The organism is Roseovarius sp. W115, assembly GCF_032842945.2.
GTDB lineage: Bacteria > Pseudomonadota > Alphaproteobacteria > Rhodobacterales > Rhodobacteraceae > Roseovarius > Roseovarius rhodophyticola.
On the sequence record NZ_CP146606.1, the window covers coordinates 292,806 to 314,520 of the forward strand.

Genomic DNA, 21,715 nt, shown 5'->3' on the forward strand with positions numbered 1-21,715 from the left:
ACGACGGTACACATGTACGCATACGCTGTCGAGCAAATTTACGACTCGTTTCACAGGAAAATGCAGATGTCGGATAAATCCTTCCCAAGCCACGCCCGCGTGGTCATCGTTGGCGGCGGCGTTATGGGGGTGGGCTTGGCCTATCATCTGGCGCATGAGGGCTGGACTGATGTGGTTTTGCTTGAAAAGGCAGAGCTAACATCGGGGTCTACCTGGCATGCGGCGGGGCAGATCACGCATTCCACTTCCTCCTTTGGCCTCGGGAAATGTGTGGATTACAATATCGGGCTTTATTCCGGCGCGCTGGAGACCGAAACTGGTCAGGCGGTCACATGGCACGGCTGCGGGTCCTACCGGCTGGCTTATACTGAGGATGAAATGGACTGGCTGCGCCATACGCTGTCCGTCGGTCGCTCGCTTAGGTTCAATATCGAGCTGGTGGGCCCGGACCATATCCGCAAAAACCATCCTTTCTACAATCTCGACGGCGTCATTGGTGCGCTTTACACGCCCGATGATGGCCATGTGGATCCCACCAACGTCACTATGGCCATGGCCGCTGGCGCGCGTCAGCTGGGCGCACGGATCATCCGCAACTGCCGCGCCACGAACATCACGCAGAGCGCCACTGGCGAGTGGGTGGTGGAGAGCGAGCAGGGCACGATCACCTGCGAACATGTGGTCAACGCAGGCGGCACCTATGCCCGCCAAATGGGCGAATGGTCGGGCCTGCAACTGCCGATGACGTCGATGACGCATCATTATTTTGTCACCGAACCTGTGCCCGAGTTTGAGGCGCTCGACCACGAATTGCCCGTCATTCGCGATGACAAGAAGGTGTCGGGTTATATCCGGATGGAGCAGAAACGCGGTCTCATCGGCATTTACGAAAAGGAAAACCCCAACGCGGTCTGGCTCGATAAATGCCCCTGGCATTACGAGAACTGGCTTTTTGATGCCGATTACGACCGGATCATGCCGTGGCTGGAAGAAAGCCTGAACCGGATGCCGATCTTTGCAGAACTTGGCATTCAGCGCGAAGTGCATGGGGCCATTTCACATCCGCCCGATGGCAACCCGATGATTGGTCCGGCACCTGGGGTCAAGAATTACTGGTGCTGTTGCGGCACGCAGATTGGCATTGGCTGGGGACCAGGGCTGAGCCGCGAATTGGCGCGCTGGATGGTGCATGGCGCGGCGGATATCTCAATGCGCGAGTATGATCCGCGCCGGTTCGGAGCTTACGCGAACAAAGAGTGGCAAGTCATTAAAGCGAAAGAAGATTATTGCCTGCGCCACGAAATCCCCTTCCCGCATTTCAACCGCCTTGCCGGGCGCCCCATCAAGCCCTCACCGCTTTATGAGCGCCTCAAGGAAAAGGGTGCGGTTTACGAAGAGGTCTATGGCTTTGAGCGCCCCCGCTGGTTTGCGCGCGGGGACGTGGCACAAGAGGATCACTATTCCTTCAAGCGCAACGCAGTGCACGACATGGTGGGCGCAGAGGTGCGCGCCGTGCGCGAGAGCGTCGGGATCATGGATGTCACGGCCTTCACGAAAGTCGAGGTCTCTGGCCCAGATGCCTACGCGCTGCTTGATCGGCTCACCGCCAACCGCATGCCGCAAAAAGTGGGGTCCATCACGCTCACCCATATGCTCAACAGGCGCGGGCGGATTGAGCTAGAGACAACAATCGTGCGCATGGCCGAGGATCGTTTTTACCTCGTGTGTGCGGCGTTCTTTGAGCAACGCCTGCTCGACCATTTGACCCAGCAGCGAAACGGTGAAGATGTCACCATCACGGCCCTGTCGCAGGGATGGTCGGCGCTCTCTCTCAATGGTCCAAGGTCTCGTGACGTTTTGGCCGCTTGTACAGAAGCGGACCTGTCCAACGCCGCCTTTCGCTGGCTCTCAGCGCAGGAAATCACTTTGGCCGGGCATAAGGTATGGGCGTTCCGGATGTCCTATGCCGGAGAGCTGGGCTGGGAGCTGCACATGCCCGACGCCGCCTGTTTGGATGTTTACGACGCGCTTTGGGCTGCCGGAGAGGCGCATGGCATCGCCGATTACGGCAGCTTTGCGATGAACGCGATGCGGATGGAAAAGGGCTTCAAGGGTGCAGGCGAGCTAACCAATGAAGTCACTCTGGCCGAGGCCGATGTGCTGCGATTTGCGCGCGACGACAAGGAGTATCTTGGCCGTGACAAGACGCTGAACACCGACTTGCCATGGGTTTGCGCTTATCTTGAGATTGAACCCGATGGGCTTGAGGACGGTCATGGCGGCGAAGCGGTGTTGCTGGATGGCAAGGTCGTGGGCTCCACAGCCTCTGTCGCCTATGGGCATATGGTGGGCAAGATTCTGGCTTTTGCTTACATCAAGCCCCACGCCAATGTGCCGGGACAAGAGATTGAGGTCGTCATCGCCGGCACCCCGCGCAAGGGCCGTATCCTCGGCGCACCGGCCTATGACCCCGAGAGCCTCCTGCCGCGCACGGATGCGCAGATGGTGGAGGTGTGAGCCATGTCGTTTTCTTGCAAGAAAACGTCTCGGAAAATTGCAATTTTCCGATTATCCACTGAAAGGATAGCCCGATGACCACCCTGCCCGCCACGATGAACGCCATGGTACTGACCGGCCACGGCGATCTGGACATGTATGCATGGCACGAGGACTGGCCCACTCCGCAACCCGGACCCACCGATGTGGTCATCAAGGTGGGGGCCTGCGGGCTCAACAACACCGATGTCAACACGCGCTCCGGCTGGTACTCCAAGGCGGTGGATGAGGCCACCACCGGCGGGACATTTCAGGAGGTCAACGAAAAGGACCCGACCTGGGGCGGCCGCCCCCTGACTTTCCCGCGCATTCAGGGTGCAGACGCGGTGGGTGAAGTTGTGGCCATGGGCGACAAGGTTGATCCCGGTCTGATGGGCAAACGTGTACTGATAGACGGCTGGGTGCGCGACTGGTCTGATCCGCTCAATCTGGACAAGACCGGCTATTTTGGGTCCGAAAAGGATGGCGGCTATGCCGAATACACCATGGCCGATATGCGCGATGTCGCGGTGGTGAACAGCCCGCTGAGTGATGCAGAACTGGCCACGTTTCAATGCAGCTACTCCACCGCCGAGGGCATGATGGCCCGCGCACAGGTAGACGCAGATGACACCGTGCTGATCCCCGGTGCCTCTGGGGGTGTGGGTGGTGCGCTTATTCAACTGGCCAAGCGGCGCGGCGCACGGGTGATTGCCATGGCGTCCGAGACCAAGCATGCGCAAGTGGCCAAGATGGGGCCGGATGTGCTTTTGCCCCGTGCGCCGGATGATCTGCGCGCCGCTTTGGGCGATGAAAAGATCACCGTGGTGGCAGATATCGTCGGCGGCGGCGGGTGGCCTGCCCTGATCGACGTGCTGGAGCGCGGTGGCCGCTACACCTGTTCCGGCGCGATTGCAGGACCGATGGTCGAGCTTGATCTGCGCACATTTTACCTGCGTGATCTGACTTTCACGGGCTCCACCGTGATCCCGCAGCATGTCTTTCACGACGTGGTCAAATATATCGAGCGCGGCGAGATCAAACCCATGCTGGCCGCCACCTACCCGCTCAAAGACTACACCAAGGCCCAAGCCGCCTTCATCGCCAAAGAGCATACTGGCAACATCGTGGTGGTGCCATGAGGGACGCCTGGGATCAGCTGCTCTCAGAGGCGCAGACCGCCCATGACCGCATCTCAGCCCTTCTGGAGTTCTGCGCCTTTCCCGGCGCTGTCCACCGACAAGATTGCGCACCCCATCACGACCCGCTGAGCGACAGGATGCAGATGGACGCGGGCCTCATTGCACCCGATGATCTGGTGCCCTTTCGCGATGCCCTCTGTGCCGCAGCAGCACAGGCCAAATGGCGCGATACCTACCGCGACACGGGTTATGGCGCGACGCTGCACGCGCATTTTGGATGCTACGAAGTGCTTGGGAGCGATACACCGCTTGGGGCGAAAGAGATGCGCAGTTTCGTAATTTACCAGGTGCCCGGCTTTCACTATCCCTTGCACCACCACCCCGCCGAAGAGCTTTATCTTGTGGTGGCCGGGGAAGGTGAATTTCACGTGGAAGGCCAACCCTCGCGGCATCTGCGACCCGGCGACACGGCCTATCACCCCTCCAATGTGCCGCATGCTCTGACCACCCATGACACCCCCATCATGGCCTATGTGCTCTGGCGTGGCGATCTGGCGACAAAACCTGTGTGGACCCATCCCGAGGCGCTCTCATGACCGCGCCGCCGGTCTTTGAGGCCGCCTTGGCCGAAGCACAGGCTTGGCATGCCGCCCTGCCCGAGGCCCGCGCCTTTTGCCCCTGGCCAGACGACATGACCTGGGCCGGGCGCAAGCCCCATGCGCTGCCCGCCACACGACATATCACCCAGACGCCAGGCGCCACCACGGCGCAGTCCTCGGCATTTTTGACCGCGATACAAGCGCTGATCCCCCATGCAGACTGGCGACACGGCTATACTGCGGCTCAGGTCGGTCAGGATTTTCTCGATCGCTTTTGCTGGTGCGAGCTGGCCGGGCCTCAGGGGCATTTCCACTCAAACCAGACCCGCCTGACCCTCGCTTACTGGGGGCCCAACCTCTTTTATCCACGCCATCACCACGCCGCCGAAGAACTCTATACCGTGATCTCGGGCGAGGCTCTCTTTCATGCAGATGGCACCCCTGATGCCACCCTCGGCCCCGGCCAGACGCGGCTGCATTTGACCCAGCAACCCCACGCAATGACCACACAAGACAGCGCGGTGCTTACTTGTGTCTTCTGGCGCGGAGGGGATTTGGCAGAAATGCCAAGCCTGTCGGCATGAAGATTGCGCGCATCGAGATATACCAGGTGGACTTGCCCGTGGCCGGTGGTGTCTACCGGCTCTCCGGTGGACGGGAATACCACACGTATGACGCCACCATCGCCCGGGTGATCACAGATGAGGGGCTGGAGGGTTGGGGCGAAAGCACGCCTTTTGGGTCCACCTATATCGCCGCTCATGCCGCGGGAACCCGCGCTGGGATCGCCCAGCTTGCGCCCGTACTTCTCGGTCGCGATCCGCGCCATCACGACCAGCTGTGGGATCTTATGCGCGCGGCACTTACGGGCCACCGCGACGCGCGCTGCGCTTTGGATGTCGCCTGCTGGGACATCTCCGCCAAAGCCGCGGGTCAGGCACTCTGCGATCATATCGGCGGGCGCAATGCGGGGTCTGTACCGGTGATCTCCTCCATCGGTAGCGACACCCCTGAGGCCATGCGCGCCAAGGTCGCCGCCCACCGCGCCGAGGGCTTTCTGGGCCATTCCATCAAAATCGGAGCGCCCGAATCCGAGGGCGGCCCAGCCCTTGATGCAGAGCGGATCAAGGGATGTCTTGCAGACCGGCAGCCCGGCGAATGGTTCCTGGCCGATGCCAATGCTGGGCTTAACCCAGAACACGCGTTGAGGATGCTGTCGCTCTTGCCTGACAGACTTGATTTTGTGCTTGAAGCGCCGTGCGCGACCTGGGGCGAAACCCAAAGCCTGCGCGCACGGTGCTCTGTGCCGATCCTGCTTGATGAGCTGGTGCAATCCGAGGCCGACCTGATCCACGCGATTTCACAGGATCTGTGCGATGGAGTAGGTCTCAAAACCTCAAAACAAGGGGGCATCACCCCCATGATCCGACAACGCACCATCGCGGCCAGCGCAGGATTGGTGATCTCTGTGCAAGACACGGTAGGCAGCGAGATTGCCTTTTCCACCATCCTGCACATAGCCCAGTCCACACCGCGCCGCTTGCTACGCTACGCGCTTGACACGCGTGCCATGACCACAGCCCGTTTTGCGTGTTTCGATGCGCCCGTCAAAAACGGCGGCGCAACAGCTCCCAGAGCGCCCGGCCTTGGCGTCTCCCCAAATATGGAGGCGCTCGGCGCGCCAGTGGCTGTTTATGATTGAAACCCTCTTTCTTTTTGCCCGAAATATCCTCGGGGGGAGCGTCGAAACAAGAGTTTCGACGTGGGGGGCGGATAGCCCCCGCCCACGGCGACGCCGAAGGCGGCGCAACCCACCAAAGTTAAGCCATGAAAATCACTCGCATCCGTCTTTACAAAACCAAATTACCCTACGTGGACGGCAGCTATGCGTGGGGCGCAGGCAATGCCATTTCTGTCGCCACTGCATCGGTCATCGTGGTCGACACAAATGCAGGCGTGCAAGGATGCGGAGAATTCACGCCCTGCGGAGAAAACTATATGGTCGCCCACTCCGAGGGGGTCGAGGCGTTTGCCCGACTTGCAGCCCCTCATCTGCTGGGCGAAGACCCGCGACAGGTCGCCCGCATGGAACGGCTGATGGATCACATCGTCCAGGGGCACGGTTATGCCAAAGCCCCCTTAGACGCCGCTTTCTGGGACATTCTCGGCAAGGCTACATCGCAGCCTGTCTGGATGCTCATGGGTGGCAAGCTTACCCATGGCGCGCCCATGTACCGCGTCGCCCCGCAACGCTCGCACGATGAAACCATTTCTGAAATGGAGCGCCACCGGGCCGCAGGATATCGCCAGTTTCAGATCAAGGTGGGCGCGAATTGGGCCACAGATATCGAACGTATCCGCGCCACCGTGCCTCTGTTGAAGCCGGGCGAAAAGGCCATGGCCGACGCCAATCAGGGCTGGCGGGTCGACAATGCCATTCGGGTGGCGCGGGCCACGCGTGATCTCGATTTCATTCTCGAACAGCCTTGCAAGACGTACGAGGAGTGCCAACAGGTGCGTCGCGTGGCCACCCAGCCGATGAAGCTCGATGAGTGTGTCACGGATCTTCGCATGGCTCAGCGCATTGTGGCTGATCATGGCGCGGAGATGTGCTGCCTGAAAATCTCCAACCTCGGGGGGTTATCCAAAGCCCGCCGCGTACGGGATTTCTTGGTGGAGAACCGTATCCCCGTGGTTTCGGAAGACACATGGGGTGGCGAAATCACCTCCGCCGCTGTTGCGCATTTCGCCGCCTCTACGCCTGAGGAATACCTGATCAATTCCACCGATCTTATGAACTACAACACACGCCCCACCGGCATAGGTGGCCCAACCACCAAAGACGGCAAGCTTTATGCGACGGACACGCCAGGTCTTGGCGTCACGCCAGACTTCAAGGCCCTTGGCGAGCCAGTTGCGACTTGGGGAGACGCGACATGACTATGACTTGCACCACCATCCTACTGATCGATGATGACCGCACGCGCGTCACGCGGTTTGATTTCGAACCTGGTCAGCAAACCGGATGGCATACACACGGGAAGGACTATGTGATCACCGCGCTCACCGATTGCCACATGCGCCTCGAAGAACCCGGCGGCACCTCGCGTGAGGTCACGGTGCCGGGTGGTACGGCCTATGCAAGAGACAAGGGCGTCGAGCACAACGTTATCAACTCCGGGGAAACACAAATGTCGTTCGTTGAAGTTGAACTAAAATGAAAATCACCCGCATCACCGTCTGGCAGCGCGATCTGCCGCTTGCCGAACCCTACTTTCTGTCTGGCGGGCGCTTGCGGTTTGACCGGCTCGACAGCACATTTGTGTGCATCGACACCGATGAGGGTCTTAGCGGCTGGGGAGAGGGGTGCCCCTGGGGGCATACCTATCTACCAGCACATGGCCCTGGGGTAAGAGCGGGAATCGAAACACTGGCACCCGCGCTTCTGGGGTGTGATCCGCGCAGTTTGGATCATGTGAACAAAGTGATGGACACGCAACTTCCGGGGCATCCCTATGCCAAATCGCCGATCGATATCGCCTGTTGGGACATTCTGGGACAAGTCGCAGGCCTGCCGCTCTGGCAACTTCTGGGCGGTGCAGAGGCGACCCCGGTTGCGGTCAATTCCTCTATCTCCACCGGCACACCCGAGGAGATGATAGCCCTTATCGAAAAAGCCGCAGCCAAGGGCTACACCGTGCATTCCGCCAAGGTCGGCGGCAGTGAGCCTGACGTGGATATCGCACGCATAGAAGGCATATCAAGCGCCCTGCCCAAAGGTCACCGTCTCACCTTTGACGTTAACCGGGCCTGGACGCCCGCCATGGCCATTGAAGTTCTCAACTCGGTTGCCGCGCGCGATTGGGTCGAACAGCCTTGTAAGACGCTCGATCAATGCGCGCATGTGGCCAAACGGGTGCAAAATCCGATCATGCTGGACGAATGCATGACTACGTTTCCCGATCATCTAGAAGCGTGGAAACTGGGTGCTTGCGAAGGGGTCAAGGTCAAGCCCAACCGTGTAGGCGGTCTGACCCGCGCGCGTCAGATCCGGGATTTTGGCGTCTCGGTGGGTTGGCAGATGCATATCGAGGATGTGGGCGGGTCTGCTCTGGCTGACACCGCTGCCATTCATCTTGCGGCGTCAACGCCAGATGAGAACCGACTGGCGTCTTGGCTCTGTCACTACCATCTGAGCGATGATCCTGTGCCGGGACAAGGCGCGCGCAACGCACAGGGCTTTGCCACCCCGACCAGCGCGCCTGGGCTTGGGGTGGCCCCCGAGCCTGACACGCTTGGCGCACCTGCGGCCGTCTATGAGGGGTAACCGATGACGGCGGCCCTCCTCTCAGCTTTGACGCAGTTGGCGCGACACATTGGCGGAGACCTGTCTTGGTTCGCAGATCGCATGGAGGGTCTAGAAATCTCTTCGGAAGCGCGGCCTATGCCACATCCTGTATGTGATACATTGCCCGCGCGTTGCCACGAGATTTCTAACCTTACGGCCCCCGCCACACAGGCGCTGATGCGCGCGATCCCGCATCTGCCCTGGACGCAAAGCTATACCGAAACCGATGGGTTCGACGCGCATTACCTCGCCAATTATGCCTTTGTGAATGTGGTCTCGCCGAGCGGACTCTACCTGTCGGACGAAATGCGCATCTCTGTTGGGTTCTGGGGCGAAGGGTTGATCTATCCGGATCACGCGCATGCGCCTGAAGAATGGTACGTTATGCTGGCTGGATCCTGCAATCTGACAAGCGATGGCGTTGGCACGCGGGTTCTGCGCGCTGGTGAGGTCGCGCATCACACGCCCTGGCAACGCCATTCGGCGCGCATGAACCCCGGACCACTCTTGGCCGCCGCTTATTGGCGCGGCGATGGTCTTATGGACAAATCGACGTTTTACGGAGGAGCGTCATGAAGATTACCAAGCTCACGCTCTGGGACGTGCCGCTGACAGCGCATGAAACCTACTACATGGCGGATGGCAAGACGTGCGATGACACGCCATCGGTGATCCTGTGCATCGAAACAGATACCGGCCTTCAAGGTTGGGGGGAATATTGTGCGATCCCGGGATATTTGCCGGCCTATTGGCGCGGCACGGCCCCCGCGGTGGAAGAAATGGCGCCGGTTCTGCTGGGGGCTGATCCGATTGGCCCCGCGGCGGTGATGGACCGGCTCAACGCATATCTGCAAGGCCACCCTTATGCCAAATCGCTCATCGACATGGCGCTCTGGGATCTGACGGGCAAGGCCGCCAACCTTCCGCTCTATACACTTTTGGGCGGGCGCATGGTGGCGGATATGCCGGTCTATCATTCCATCACCTGCGTGGCCCCAGAAGAGATGGCACGCATGGCCCGCGACGCGCAGGATCAGGGCATCACCCAGTTTCAGGTCAAGCTTGGCGCGGATGCAGATTGGCAGGCGGATGTTGAGCGCCTCAAAGCGGTGCGCGCCGAAGTCGGAGCCGGACCTTTGTTCTATGGCGACTGGAATTGCGGGGCGAGCGCGCTTGAGGCCACGCGCGTTGGCCGGGCCGTGCGCGATCTGGACGTGATGCTCGAACAGCCCTGTGCGACGATTGAGGAATGCGCCCATGTACGCCGTGCCACAGGTCTTCCCATGAAACTAGATGAAACGGCGCATGATATTCCGACCTTGCTGGACGGTCACGCCAAAGGCTGTATGGACGCCGTGGCGTTGAAACTCTCGAAATTCGGCGGGATTTCCGTCATTCGCGCGGCGCGTGAGATGTGTCTGATCCAAGGCACTCAGATGTGTATCGAAGATTGCTGGGGCAGCGACATCACCACCGCCGCGAGCCTGCATCTGGCCGCCTCCACTCCGGCGCGTGGCTTGATGAACACCTGCGATCTCAACCACTACGTCGCCCCCCGCATCGCGCCCGATGCGCCCGTGCGTCAGGATGGCCGCATTGCTGTGCCCGAAGGCCCCGGCCTTGGGATCACCGTGGATGACGCCGTTCTGGGCGCGCCTGCCCATATCTTTGATTGACCCCTGATGAGGACCGCTGGCATGTCTGAATTTTCAAATGAATATCCGACGCATGATCCCGACTGGGTGCAAGAGATGCACGCCAATCACTATCTGCAAAGCTGGTCCAAACAAGGCAGCAAGCCGCCGGTGATTACAGGCGCTGAAGGAAGCTGGTTCTGGGACAGCACTGGGAAACGCTATCTCGATTTCCAATCGCAACTGGTGAACGCCAACCTGGGCCATCAGCACCCCAAGATCGTGCAGGCGATCAAGGATCAGGCCGACAAGCTATGCTATATCGGCCCGGCCATGGGGTCCGACGTGCGCTCGGAACTGGCAGCCCTCATGACTGAGATCACGCCAGAGCCGATCACCTCCACCTTTTTCACCACAGGCGGTTCTGCGGCCAATGAATTGGCGATCCGTCTGGCCCGACACTACACAGGCCGCTCCAAGATCATCGCCCGCTATCGCAGCTATCACGGCGCCACCGGCGGCACGCTGAGCCTGACAGGCGATCCGCGCCACCATCTGACCCGTGGCGACATGCCGGGTGTGGTGCGCATGCTGGACCCCTATTGCTATCGCTGCCCAATGGGACATACCGACAGCGCAAACTGCCCGGTGAGTCAGGGGGCCCGCATCTTGAAGAACTTTTGATGTACGAAAACCCGCAAACTGTGGCCGCGGTGATTTTGGAGCCGATTGTGGGCACCAACGGCATTCTTGTACCCCCCGATGGCTATTTGCAATCCATCCGCGAAACCTGTGACCGGCACGGCATCTTGCTGATCTTTGATGAGGTGATGGCCGGGTTTGGACGTACCGGTGAATGGTTCGCCTGCGATCATTGGGACGTAGCACCAGATATCCTCAGCTCGGCCAAGGGGATCAATTCGGGGTACGTCCCATTGGGCACGATGTCTGTCTCCAAAACACTGGCTGACTGGCTGAAGGACTATCCCCTGCCTGGAGGACTGACCTACGCCGGTCACCCACTCGCTTGTGCCTCAGGCGTAGCAGCCATTCGCGCCATGCAGGAAGAAGGCACTCTGGCGCAAGCGACCGCTTCTGGGGAGTACTTGCGTTCAGAACTGGCCAAGCTGGCCAACAAGCATCCTTGCATTGGTGATATTCGTGGCAAGGGCATGTTCAATGCGATCGAGTTGGTCAAGAACCGCGACACCCGCGAGATGCTGGTGCCCTTCGCAGCCAAGGGAGACGCTGCTGCGCCCATGTCCGAGATGATGAAATTTGCAATGAATGAGGGGCTTTATCTGTCATTCTTCTCAAACTGCATTCGCCTCACACCACCCTTGAATATTCGTCGTGAGGATCTGGATCTCGGGTTGGAGATACTTGATCGAACGCTCGAGATCGCGGACGAACACTATCAGCCCTAAAACGTCCTGCCTTTAACCTGGGACATCAGATAAAGGCAGGGCGCACGCGACACGCATATCTTGCGCTGCATTCGACCCAAAGCTGTGATGCAGGTTTTGGGTCGAACGCTTTAAGCACTTTGTCCGGTCTTCCTTCGACGAGGCGCGTGTCGGAAAATCGGCGTTACGCATTTTCAAATCCGCCAAAACTCAAGTCGAAACCGTCACTGTTAGGTTGCGCCCGACGACACCGGGACTTTGAGTCACGCAGCGCAAGGCTTTGCTAAAAAGGAATATTTTATTCATTTGGGGAAGAAATTTTTTAAACTCTGCTCTTTTTTCTAGCTAACCGCATAATTAATAGGCAAACTTGCCCTGTGTTCGCCTTGTCTTCCCCCAAGCAAAGACGGGGCGAATGTGGCTTGATCGAGCCGGGACACAAGACACGGGCGATTTGCTCTGGTTCGAAAGCGAACCCCTAAAACATCAGCAAACGCCCCGCAAACGGGAGGACAGTTAATGGATACCGATATCGGTGCGCTTACGGTGATCTTTACCGAATTTTACTACTGGATCACCATTCCGCTGATGTTTTTGATTCACGTCGGCTTTTGTATGTATGAGGTCGGCGCGACACGTCACAAAAATCACGTTCACACTCTGATGAAGAACACCATGCTCATTCCGCTGGTGACGGTGACGTTCTTCTTCTTTGGGTGGTGGATTTACTTTGCCTTTCCAAACGGGCCTGGCATCACTGGCGGCATAACACAGTCTGACAATGCTGTGCCGTGGTCAGAACTGATGGGCACGCACCTCGGTGGACCTGGACCGGCACTGGAGTCCGCTCAAGGATATGGCGTTGAACTTGGCAATGGCTTCTGGAACCGTCTCAACGGTGTGTTCTGGGCGGCATTCCTGCTGTTTAGCTGGACCGCAGCCTCCATCGTTTCTGGCGCGACCATAGAACGTATCCGGCCATCAGCCTTCTGGATCCTTGCCGTTGTCATCGGTTCATGCACTTGGATCATCGACGCGGCCTGGGGCTGGCACCCAGATGGCTGGATGGTCACACAACTGGGCTATCACGATGCCTATGCATCTGGTGTGATCCACGCCATCGCAGGCGGTTTCGCCCTCGGTGTGGTCTGTGTGCTGGGGCCGAGGATCGGCAAGTTTGCCCCTGATGGCACCCCACGCAACATCAACCCGCACAACAAGTGGCTGGTCACAATCGGTCTTTTCCTGATTTATTGCGGGTTCTGGGGCTTCTACGTGGCCTGTAACGTGCCAATCATCGACCACCAGTCTCTGGGCGGAGCCGAAGGTGTCGTGAACTTTACTGCGACAACGATTTACCTAACACCAACAACTCTTTCCGCGATTGTCTTCAACTTCTTGATGTCTCTATCCGGCGGCCTGTTGGCGGGATATGTGGTGTCCAAGGGTGAAGCGTTCTGGACCTACTCGGCCGGTCTGGCAGGGGTGATCACAGCCTCAGCGGGCAATGACCTTTATCACCCGATCCAAGCGATGATCATTGGTGGTATCGGCGCGGTCTGTGCCTACAAGCTTCACTTCTGGGTCGAGCGCAAGTTCAAGATCGACGATCCGGTTGGCGCGATCGCCGTGCACGGCTACGCAGGCTTCATCGGCCTGGTGATTTGTGGCTTCATGCTTTGGGGTCACCCGGCAACAGCGGCCTATCATGAAACCGTTGCGGTCATCACACCGTGGGGTCAGTTCATGGGCGCGTGCATCATGTTCATCGTTCTGGGCTTTATTCCAGCGTGGATCGTCTCAAAGATCCTGATGGGGCTCGGCATGCTGCGTGTGCCGCCAGCGGTCGAACTTGTCGGTCTCGATATGAGCGAGGAAATCGCCGAGGAAATGGACGCGATTGCAATCTCGCAGGCTGATATCGAAGAGGCCAAGCGTCTCGGACTGCTAACATAGATAGGAGCGAATGATGTCTACAACTTCAGTTGAAACCTGGGCAGGTGCAGACCTGTCGCAAATCGGTCCAATCTATCCAATGGTGGGCACAGAAATGATCCTTGTGATCGTCGGAGTGGCACTCTGGCTTCTGTTTCACATCGTGCAGGCCGGGATTGAAAGACGTGAGATGGAGGCGGATGAGGCTGCCGCAAAAAGTCCGGAGAGGCTAAAGCGCGTTTTTGAAGAAGAAGCGCACGAATAGGCGACCGTCTTATCGCCCTCGGACGCGCCGGCCCCTCCGCCGGCGCGTTTCTTTTGTCACCCGTCAATTTTCAGAGGCTGGACAGTCCCAGAACCGTCTGACACTGGTGGCGCATGGCGCAGTCCCAAACCCAACCCAACGCAGATCAGGTGCAGAACGTATCGCTTGGCATTGCCAGTGCGGTGGCGGTTTTGATTATCTGGTCCGCGTTTTTCGTATTTTCCCGCGCTGGCGTGCAAACCACTCTGACTGCAGGTGATATTGCGGCTTTGCGGTTCACTGTGGCGGGGGTCATCTGCCTGCCTTTCCTGTGGGCGTGGTGGCCACGTCACATACCGATCTGGGCTGCCGCCATTTTGTCGATGACCGGGCCGGGCATGATCTACACGATGTGTATGTATATTGGCCTAAGCGAGGCCTCGGTTGCGTATGCAGGTGTCTTTTCAAACGGCGCACTGCCCATCTTCACTGGCGCTTTGGTTGCCTATGTTAGCCATCAATTGCCGGGCCGGATACAGGCTGCGGCACTGGCCATGATCGTCATCGGTGCTGTTTTGGTCGGCTCAACCGGGGTCGGGGCCGGGAACGGCAATGTGTGGCTCGGCATTGCCTTGTTCCTCACATCGGCCGCCATACAATCCATCTATATTTTCAGCCTGAGACACTGGAAGGTGAAACCGCGGCAGGCACTGGTGCTGGTCAATATTCCAAACGCCTTGCTCTTCTTGCCGATCTGGGCCCTCTTCCTGCCCAGCGGCATGGCGGAAACGCCTCTCAGCACAATCCTCGGCCAAGCTTTGTTCCAAGGGCTGGGGCCGGGGTTTCTCGCCGTTATTCTCTTTTCACTGGCCGCCAATCACCTCGGCCCGAATGGCACGGCCGGGTTTTCCGCCGCTGTGCCTGCCACGGCGGCTGTCCTCGCCATACCGGTGTTAGGAGAAATTCCCGTGCCGCTGGAATGGGCCGGGATCGGGCTTGTGTCTTTGGGGCTTATCCTTTTGGTCCGCGCACGGTGACGTTGCATCACTTTTCTCAGACCATGCTGGCGATACTTCGCTCTCTAAACTAAGTGGTTCAGGAACAGCTTCGCGCCGATAGTGCGACATGGTATCGTTCATGTCTCAGACCGGGCGCGGGGGTGGTGTTCAGGAGACCGTTATGCAGATCACCGTTGATGGAAAACGTCATGAGGTCGATGTCGAAGACGACATGCCGCTGCTTTGGGTTTTGCGAGATGAGCTTGACATCACAGGTGTCAAATATGGCTGTGGCATCGCGCAATGCGGCGCTTGTACCGTGCATATCGATGGCGAGGCTGTGCGGTCGTGTCAGGTACTGGCAGGCGACGTTTGGGGGGATGTGACTACCATTCAGGGGCTTGGTACGCCAGAGGCCTTACACGCAGTCCAATCCGCCTGGATCGACCATCAGGTTGCACAATGCGGGTATTGTCAGTCTGGTCAGATCATGCAGGCCGCCGCGTTGCTTGCGGAAACGCCGAACCCCACGGATCAGGATATCGACGACGCCATGTCCGGCAACCTCTGTCGCTGTGGCACCTACCCCCGCATCCGCGCGGCGATAAAGACAGCCGCGTCCAAACTGCGGGAGGTCTAGGATGAGCCGTTTGGGAAAGATCACGCGTCGGACGCTTCTTGTCGGAGCGGTGGCTGTGGCGGGCGGTGTGGCCTTTGGCACATGGCGGTACAAGACACCTTACAAGAACCCGCTTCTGACCAACCTCAACAAAGGTGACGCGGCTCTGACGCCCTATGTTTTGATCACGCCGGATGAGATCACCTTGATCACACCGCGCGCAGATAAGGGCCAAGGCGCTTACCATGCGCAAGCGCTATTGATTGCCGAAGAACTTGATGTGGAACTGGATCAGATCTCGATCACTCCCGGCGCGCCTGATGTGGTCTATTGGAACCAGGCTTTGGCAGACGAAGCGTCCGAGTTTCTCGTTCCAGCAGGCGGGTTTATGCAGGATACAGCACAAATCGCAGTTTCTGCAGCTTCCAAATTCATTGGCCTGCAGATCATGGGCGGATCAACCACCATTCCGGACGGCTTTGACAAACTGCGCGCGGCGGGGGCGTCGGCTCGCGAAACGCTCAAACTGGCCGCGGCAGAGCAAAGTGGCGTGCCTGTATCTGACGTGCGCACGCAGTCTGGTGCCGTGATCCTGCCCGATGACAGCCGCCTGCCCTACACCGCGCTGGCCGCCCGTGCCGCAACCCTGGAACCGGCACAGGACGTGCCGCTGCGGGAGCCATCCGAATGGCGATTGATCGGCAAAGAGACACAAAGGCTCGACATCGCGGCCAAATCAACCGGCACTCAGGACTACGGCATCGACGTTTCCATGCCCGGCATGGTGCATGCCACCGTCTTGATGAACCCGTCGCAGGGGGGTGGTTTGGGCAAATATGATACCTCTGAAGCGTTCAAGATCCGAGGTGTGAGTTCGGTGGTCGAAATCACCGGAGGCCTTGGCATCATCGCCGACAACACCTGGCGCGCCATTCAAGGGGCGCGCGCGATTGAGGCAAGCTGGCCCAAAGGGCCGATGCCCGACACCATGGACGCGCATTGGCTGGCGCTGTCGGATAGTTTCACCGTCGACGCACAAGACAGCCGCAAACGCAATGAGGGCGACGTGGACACTGCTATGGGGGCCGACGCGGTAACTGCCGAGTACCGCGCTCCGTATCTCGCCCATGCGCCGCTGGAGCCCCTGAACGCGGTTGTGCGTGTGGATGATGATGGCGCTGAGGTCTGGACCGGCACACAGGTGCCGCGTTTCCTTCAGGCGAACGTGGCGCGTCTTACCGGACTGTCGCCTGATCAGATCAAAGTGCATGGGCAGATGATCGGCGGCAGTTTCGGGCTTAGGCTTGAAGATGAAGTTGTCAAACAAGCCACTGAAATCGCGATGCAAATGAAGGGTGTGCCGGTCAAGCTCACCTATTCGCGCGAAGAAGACATGCTGCATGACTTCCCACGCCAGATCGGCATGGCCCGGATGCGTGGATCGGTGAAAGAGGGAAAAGTGGAGGCGTATGACCTTTCCATTGCCATGCCCTCGGTCACCGGATCGCAAATGGCGCGTCAGAACCAGACAGTTCCCGGGCCCGATAGCCAGATCGTGGCCGGGGCCTTTGAACAACCCTTCGCCATTCCGCATCATCGCGTCACCGGGTACCGCGCCCCAGAGCTGGCCTCGATCAGTTCCTGGCGGTCTGTGGGGGCGTCCTCCAACGGGTTTTTCTACAATGCGGGGCTGGATGAGTTGATCCATGCGGCAGGGGCTGATCCACTGGAAGAACGGCTCCGGCTTTGCAATGATCCGTTGTCTCAAAAGGTGCTCGAAGCCATTGCAGAGATGTCAAACTGGTCCGGCTCTTCGCCCAGCGCTGGCGTAGGTCGTGGTGTGGCTTTCACCAAATCCTTTGGTGTGCCCTGTGCCGAAGTAGTGGACATCAAGCAAACCGAAGACGGTCTGCGCATCACAGATGTCTGGGTGGCGGCCGAAGTCGGCACAGTTGTAGACCCGGTAAATTTTGAGAACAACGTCGCGGGCGGCGTCATCTTTGGGCTGGGCCACGCAATGTTTGGCGAAATCACCTATGAAGATGGTGTGGCCGAGCAGGAAAATTACGACCTCTACCCCTCCATGCGGATCAATCAGTGCCCCGAGATCACCGTGCGAGGTCTTGAGAACGGGGACAGAGTCCTGGGTGTCGGCGAGCCACCCGTGCCTCCCGCGGCCCCGGCCCTTGCATCCGCAATCTTTGCGCTGACCGGAGAACGCATGCGTGAAATGCCATTCTCGAAATTCGTTCAATTTGCGTGAGATTTTAAGGCGTTGTGATGCAAGCTTAGTGTCGCCTCTTGCCCTGCCATGTTGGCGGTGCTTCAAAGGGGAATGGGACATCCCCTCACCACTCTGATCCTTTTGACCCTTGGGGCATGTTCTGCGTTTGCAGCCGTGGCGCTCAACCTTCCCTTGCCATATCTTCTGGGGCCGTTGCTGGCGGCATCTTTGGTGGCCACGCTCGGACCCCAACATCTGCCATCTGATTACCAGTTCCCATCCTGGCTGCGGCTTGCTTTCATTGCCATCATCGGCCTGATGATCGGCGCACAGGTCACGCCGGAGCTGTTTTCTGATGCGCCAAGGCTCATGCTGAGCTTTGTCGCTCTCACCGCCTTTGTCGTCCTGGCGCATGGGTTCGGGTATGTCATCCTGCACCATATCGGCGGATATGACAGGCCCACGGCGTTTTACGGCGCCGCTCCGGGCGGACTTTTTGAATCCATCGCCATGGGAGAAGACGCCGGAGCAGATGCGGCCCGCCTGACGTTGCAGCAATTCCTGCGTGTTGTGGCCGTGGTCACGTTATTGCCTATCGGATTGTCGCTCTGGCTGGGTGAACCCGTGGGGAGTTCAGCGGGCATGACATTAGCCCGGCCAAGCGTGCCTTGGTCCGCCCTCCCCTGGATTGCCCTGGCAGGTGTCACAGGGATCGTTTTTGGACAAGTCCTGCGTCTTCCTGCCAAGCAACTGACCGGACCGATGGCCATCGCTGCTATCCTGTCGCTCACCGGCCTCTTGCATCTCGATGTGCCACAGTGGTTGGTGGACACAGCGCAGGTTGTCATCGGCACGGCCCTTGGCATGCGATTCACGGGGCTTACCAAAGCCTTGCTGTTTAAAGGCCTATGGCTGACGGCCTTGTCGGTCGGTGGGATGCTGGCCATCGCCGCTGGGTTTGCCGTGGCTCTGGTGGGGCCACTGGGCCAACCCTTTGATGTCTTACTCATCAGCTTTGCCCCGGGCGGAGTGACGGAAATGTCTCTGGTGGCCCTCAGCCTGTCGGCGAACCCGGCTTTTGTTACACTGCATCATATTTTTCGCATTCTGATAACGGTGGTGGGTCTGGGTCTCAGTGCCCGATGGCTGCGTGCTCGGCTTTGACAGGCGGCATGATCCCCGTTATCTGAACAAATGTTCATTTCCTGAAACGGAGCCCCACATGCACCTATCCGAAACAGCCGCGATCATCACCGGAGGCGCCTCTGGCCTTGGGGAAGCCACAGCCCGGCATTTCCGTGAAATGGGTGCAGCGGTGACGCTTCTGGACCGTGACACAGAGCGTGGACCACAGGTTGCGGATGAGATCGGCGCAACTTTCGTAGAAACCGACGTGACGGATGAGGCGTCAGTGCAAACCGCTCTTGATGCCGCCAGAGATGCCATGGGGCGCATCACAGCCGCTGTGAACTGCGCAGGCATTGCACCAGCAGAACGCACTTTGGGCAAAGATGGCCCACATCGGCTTGAGCTGTTCCAGAAGGTGATCGACATCAATCTGGTGGGCAGTTTCAACGTGGCACGGCTGGCCGCGGTGGAGATTGCCAAAAACACCCCTGCCCCGGATGGCACACGCGGCGTGATCATCAACACGGCGTCAATCGCGGCCTTTGAAGCCCAGAAAGGTCAAACCGCCTATGGCGCGTCTAAGGGTGGGATATTTGGCCTCTCGCTCCCCATGGCGCGGGATCTCTCACGCGAAGGTATCCGGGTGATGGCGATTGCCCCAGGCATTTTCGGCACACCTATGCTGCGCGGGTTGCCCCAGGAAGTGCAGGACAGCCTGGCTCTGGACGTGACCTTTCCCAAGAGGCTGGGCGATCCGGCGGAGTTTGCCGCGCTGGCCCGGTTCATTGTCGAATGCGACTACCTCAATGGCGAGGTCATTCGGATCGACGGCGCGATGAGGCTGCAATAATGCGGCACTACCAGATCGGTCAGGACCCCGGTCCTCTAGAGGACTGGCCGTTTGATAATCCACTGAGTGATTACAAGATCTTGTCAGGCACACCTCGTGCGTCTGGCAGGCTGGATATGGGCGGGCCTGGGCAGCTCACCCGGTCCGGTATCTGGCGCTGTACGGAGGGGCGGTTTTCCTGCATCGAACAGGGTGATGAGATGATGACCGTGCTGTCGGGGCGCGGTACGCTCACAGATATAGAGACTGGTGCTGTGCAGGAGCTGACGCCGGGAGACACGGTTTTCATCATGGACGGCATGCAGGCCATCTGGGAGATCGAAAAGGTGCTGACCAAGGCGTTTTTCGGGTTCAAGGCAGATGAGTATTAGTGGGAAGCCGAAATCTTTGTAAGATTTCGGACCGCGTTCTTTTCAAGACCGCGCCTGCCAGTTCTCCCACCGATCCACCCACTGACGGTACCAAACATCCGCGGCCTTCAGAAAATGCGGTTTATCAAAAGGATGCAATAAGTTACGCGAAAATCTTGTATGCTGATACGCTGTTTCAGCGCGCGCATCGCCCACGGCCAGATACCCCGCCTTGGCCCCTAAATAGGGCGCCATCACGGTGCCGGACCCGCTATAACCCATGGCAAAGCACACGCCATCCTGTTCACCCACATGGGGCATCTGTGCAAAGCTGAACCCGGTGTTGCCGGTCCAGGCATGGGTGAGCTTTGTTCCCTCGAGCTCTGGCCAGACTTCAACCATGGTTTGGCGCAACCGCTCGGCTGCCACATCCAAAGGGATATCGCGCATCGACGAGCGTCCGCCAAAGAGGATCCTCTTGCCATCTGGAGATACACGAAAGTAGCTATGCCGCGCGCGGGTTTCGACCATCATCCGCCGCCCCGGTGCCAAATGGCCAATCAGGTTGGCGGGCAATTCTTCGGTGGCAATCAGAAAGGATGGCAGAGGAAACACCCGCGATACATGCCAACGAAAAGGTCGCGTGGTGTAGCCATTCGTGGCCAGAACCAGCTTGTCAGCAGTGATCTGTCCTTTGGATGTGTAGGCGCAGTGGCGCGTGCCGTCGCGCTCAAGACGCTCGACACGCGCATGGCTCACGACAGGAATGTTACGCCTCTGAACAGCCGCCAGAATCCCGGCATGGTATTTGGCAGGGTGCAGCCCGCCATGCTCGGGGAAGAGAAGCCCCCCTTGATAGCACCCGGTTTCAATCTCACGCCCCAGATTTTCGCGCGGCACAAGCGCCACCTCGACTTTGCTCTTGGCGCTCACACTCTGCGCCAACCGCTGCTGGCTGGCATAATGAGACCCCGTCCAGGCCAGTTGAATGCGGCCCGTCTGCTGAAAGTCACAGGCGATGCTCTCGTCTTCGATGAATTGCCGCGCCCACGCCAATGCAGATGAGGCTTCGGCAAAGACACCGTCGGCCACGTCGCGCCCAAAATTTGACGCCAGTTTCTCCCAGCTCAGCCGAGGATGCGCGCCAACCATCCCGCCATTGCGCGATGACGCCCCCGCGCCCGGGATGCCAGCCTCGACCACCACAACACGCGCCCCACTGTCATGCGCAGCGATGGCTGCAGACAAGCCCGTGTAGCCCGCACCCACGATCAAAACATCCGCAGTGTCAGGCAAATCATCGTCGGTTGCTTTCGGCTCTGCCTCGTCCCACCAGTACGGCCGCCCCAAGGGTGCACTGCCAGTCAATTCTGTTTGCTTTGCCATGCGCCACCTCTCGCCAAAGACACACCAAGATTTACGCAGCACCAAGTGCCACCGCAATCGCTCAATGCAACATTCAGCCACTGGAGCGCTTTGTTATTATTGGTAAGAGAAGATTGGAGCGGGCGGCGGGAATCGAACCCGCGTCATCAGCTTGGAAGGCTGAGGTCTTACCACTACACAACGCCCGCTGCTCTCTGGAACCTGTTATTTCATTGGTTTTCCAAGGTCAATACTGACAGGAAGAAACAACAAACCTATCTCATGATCTATATAGGAATTGCTGCCCAGAAACGTTGGTTCGGCCCAAAACTAAAGGT

Annotated in this window: 21 protein-coding genes and 1 tRNA gene; 20 read left to right on the plus strand and 2 right to left on the minus strand. The window is 59.0% G+C overall.

Annotation, left to right across the window (positions count from 1 at the left end; all coding sequences use genetic code 11):
* The first annotated feature begins 66 nt into the window (after positions 1-66).
* From RZS32_RS01520 to RZS32_RS01615, 20 genes are all read left to right on the plus strand, one after another.
* Positions 67-2,517, plus strand: a complete 2,451-nt coding sequence (locus RZS32_RS01520) for an FAD-dependent oxidoreductase (protein ID WP_317055276.1) — start codon at positions 67-69, stop codon at positions 2,515-2,517.
* Positions 2,518-2,591: 74 nt separating this feature from the next.
* A complete protein-coding gene (locus tag RZS32_RS01525; RefSeq protein ID WP_317055277.1) occupies positions 2,592-3,677 on the plus strand; it encodes an alcohol dehydrogenase family protein in 1,086 nt (361 codons plus the stop codon).
* Complete coding sequence (locus RZS32_RS01530; RefSeq protein ID WP_317055278.1) at positions 3,674-4,273, plus strand: dimethylsulfonioproprionate lyase family protein; 600 nt, start codon at positions 3,674-3,676, stop codon at positions 4,271-4,273. Before RZS32_RS01525 ends, RZS32_RS01530 begins: the two co-directional genes overlap by 4 nt.
* On the plus strand, positions 4,270-4,860 hold the full coding sequence (locus RZS32_RS01535) for a dimethylsulfonioproprionate lyase family protein (RefSeq protein WP_317055279.1): 591 nt from the start codon (positions 4,270-4,272) through the stop codon (positions 4,858-4,860). Before RZS32_RS01530 ends, RZS32_RS01535 begins: the two co-directional genes overlap by 4 nt.
* On the plus strand, positions 4,857-5,978 hold the full coding sequence (locus RZS32_RS01540; RefSeq protein ID WP_317055280.1) for a mandelate racemase/muconate lactonizing enzyme family protein: 1,122 nt from the start codon (positions 4,857-4,859) through the stop codon (positions 5,976-5,978). The genes RZS32_RS01535 and RZS32_RS01540 overlap by 4 nt, the downstream gene beginning before the upstream one ends.
* A 125-nt stretch (positions 5,979-6,103) precedes the next feature.
* On the plus strand, positions 6,104-7,216 hold the full coding sequence (locus RZS32_RS01545) for a mandelate racemase/muconate lactonizing enzyme family protein (protein ID WP_317055281.1): 1,113 nt from the start codon (positions 6,104-6,106) through the stop codon (positions 7,214-7,216).
* Positions 7,213-7,497 (plus strand): cupin domain-containing protein, encoded by a 285-nt coding sequence (locus tag RZS32_RS01550; protein WP_422395930.1) that lies wholly within the window; start codon positions 7,213-7,215, stop codon positions 7,495-7,497. Before RZS32_RS01545 ends, RZS32_RS01550 begins: the two co-directional genes overlap by 4 nt.
* On the plus strand, positions 7,494-8,603 hold the full coding sequence (locus tag RZS32_RS01555; protein WP_317055282.1) for a mandelate racemase/muconate lactonizing enzyme family protein: 1,110 nt from the start codon (positions 7,494-7,496) through the stop codon (positions 8,601-8,603). The genes RZS32_RS01550 and RZS32_RS01555 overlap by 4 nt, the downstream gene beginning before the upstream one ends.
* Before the next feature lie 3 nt (positions 8,604-8,606).
* The gene (locus RZS32_RS01560; RefSeq protein ID WP_317055283.1) at positions 8,607-9,200 is read left to right on the plus strand and encodes a dimethylsulfonioproprionate lyase family protein; all 594 of its coding nucleotides are present in this window, start codon (positions 8,607-8,609) and stop codon (positions 9,198-9,200) included.
* Positions 9,197-10,300, plus strand: a complete 1,104-nt coding sequence (locus RZS32_RS01565; protein ID WP_317055284.1) for a mandelate racemase/muconate lactonizing enzyme family protein — start codon at positions 9,197-9,199, stop codon at positions 10,298-10,300. The genes RZS32_RS01560 and RZS32_RS01565 overlap by 4 nt, the downstream gene beginning before the upstream one ends.
* 21 nt (positions 10,301-10,321) lie before the next feature.
* A complete protein-coding gene (locus tag RZS32_RS01570) occupies positions 10,322-10,942 on the plus strand; it encodes an aminotransferase class III-fold pyridoxal phosphate-dependent enzyme (protein ID WP_317055285.1) in 621 nt (206 codons plus the stop codon).
* On the plus strand, positions 10,942-11,685 hold the full coding sequence (locus RZS32_RS01575; RefSeq protein WP_317055286.1) for an aminotransferase class III-fold pyridoxal phosphate-dependent enzyme: 744 nt from the start codon (positions 10,942-10,944) through the stop codon (positions 11,683-11,685). The genes RZS32_RS01570 and RZS32_RS01575 overlap by 1 nt, the downstream gene beginning before the upstream one ends.
* Before the next feature lie 498 nt (positions 11,686-12,183).
* Positions 12,184-13,620 carry an ammonium transporter gene (locus RZS32_RS01580; protein ID WP_317055287.1) on the plus strand — a complete coding sequence of 479 codons (1,437 nt, stop codon included), beginning with the start codon at positions 12,184-12,186 and terminating at the stop codon, positions 13,618-13,620.
* Between the two features lie 13 nt (positions 13,621-13,633).
* Positions 13,634-13,864, plus strand: a complete 231-nt coding sequence (locus RZS32_RS01585; RefSeq protein WP_317055288.1) for a hypothetical protein — start codon at positions 13,634-13,636, stop codon at positions 13,862-13,864.
* A gap of 113 nt (positions 13,865-13,977) precedes the next feature.
* Positions 13,978-14,880, plus strand: coding sequence for a DMT family transporter (locus RZS32_RS01590; protein ID WP_317055289.1), 903 nt, complete (start codon positions 13,978-13,980; stop codon positions 14,878-14,880).
* 142 nt (positions 14,881-15,022) lie between these two features.
* The gene (locus RZS32_RS01595) at positions 15,023-15,481 is read left to right on the plus strand and encodes a (2Fe-2S)-binding protein (protein ID WP_317055290.1); all 459 of its coding nucleotides are present in this window, start codon (positions 15,023-15,025) and stop codon (positions 15,479-15,481) included.
* A 1-nt stretch (position 15,482) separates the two neighbouring features.
* Positions 15,483-17,723 (plus strand): xanthine dehydrogenase family protein molybdopterin-binding subunit, encoded by a 2,241-nt coding sequence (locus tag RZS32_RS01600; protein ID WP_317055291.1) that lies wholly within the window; start codon positions 15,483-15,485, stop codon positions 17,721-17,723.
* A 72-nt stretch (positions 17,724-17,795) separates the two neighbouring features.
* The gene (locus tag RZS32_RS01605; RefSeq protein WP_317055292.1) at positions 17,796-18,848 is read left to right on the plus strand and encodes an AbrB family transcriptional regulator; all 1,053 of its coding nucleotides are present in this window, start codon (positions 17,796-17,798) and stop codon (positions 18,846-18,848) included.
* A gap of 58 nt (positions 18,849-18,906) precedes the next feature.
* On the plus strand, positions 18,907-19,662 hold the full coding sequence (locus RZS32_RS01610; RefSeq protein ID WP_317055293.1) for an SDR family NAD(P)-dependent oxidoreductase: 756 nt from the start codon (positions 18,907-18,909) through the stop codon (positions 19,660-19,662).
* A complete protein-coding gene (locus tag RZS32_RS01615; protein ID WP_317055294.1) occupies positions 19,662-20,033 on the plus strand; it encodes a cupin domain-containing protein in 372 nt (123 codons plus the stop codon). The genes RZS32_RS01610 and RZS32_RS01615 overlap by 1 nt, the downstream gene beginning before the upstream one ends.
* A gap of 42 nt (positions 20,034-20,075) precedes the next feature.
* Here RZS32_RS01615 and RZS32_RS01620 read toward each other — a convergent pair whose 3' ends face one another.
* Positions 20,076-21,398: an NAD(P)/FAD-dependent oxidoreductase gene (locus RZS32_RS01620; protein WP_317055295.1), complete on the minus strand. Its 1,323-nt coding sequence runs from the start codon at positions 21,396-21,398 to the stop codon at positions 20,076-20,078.
* A 114-nt stretch (positions 21,399-21,512) separates the two neighbouring features.
* Positions 21,513-21,586, minus strand: a tRNA-Gly gene (locus RZS32_RS01625).
* Positions 21,587-21,715 lie beyond the last annotated feature (129 nt).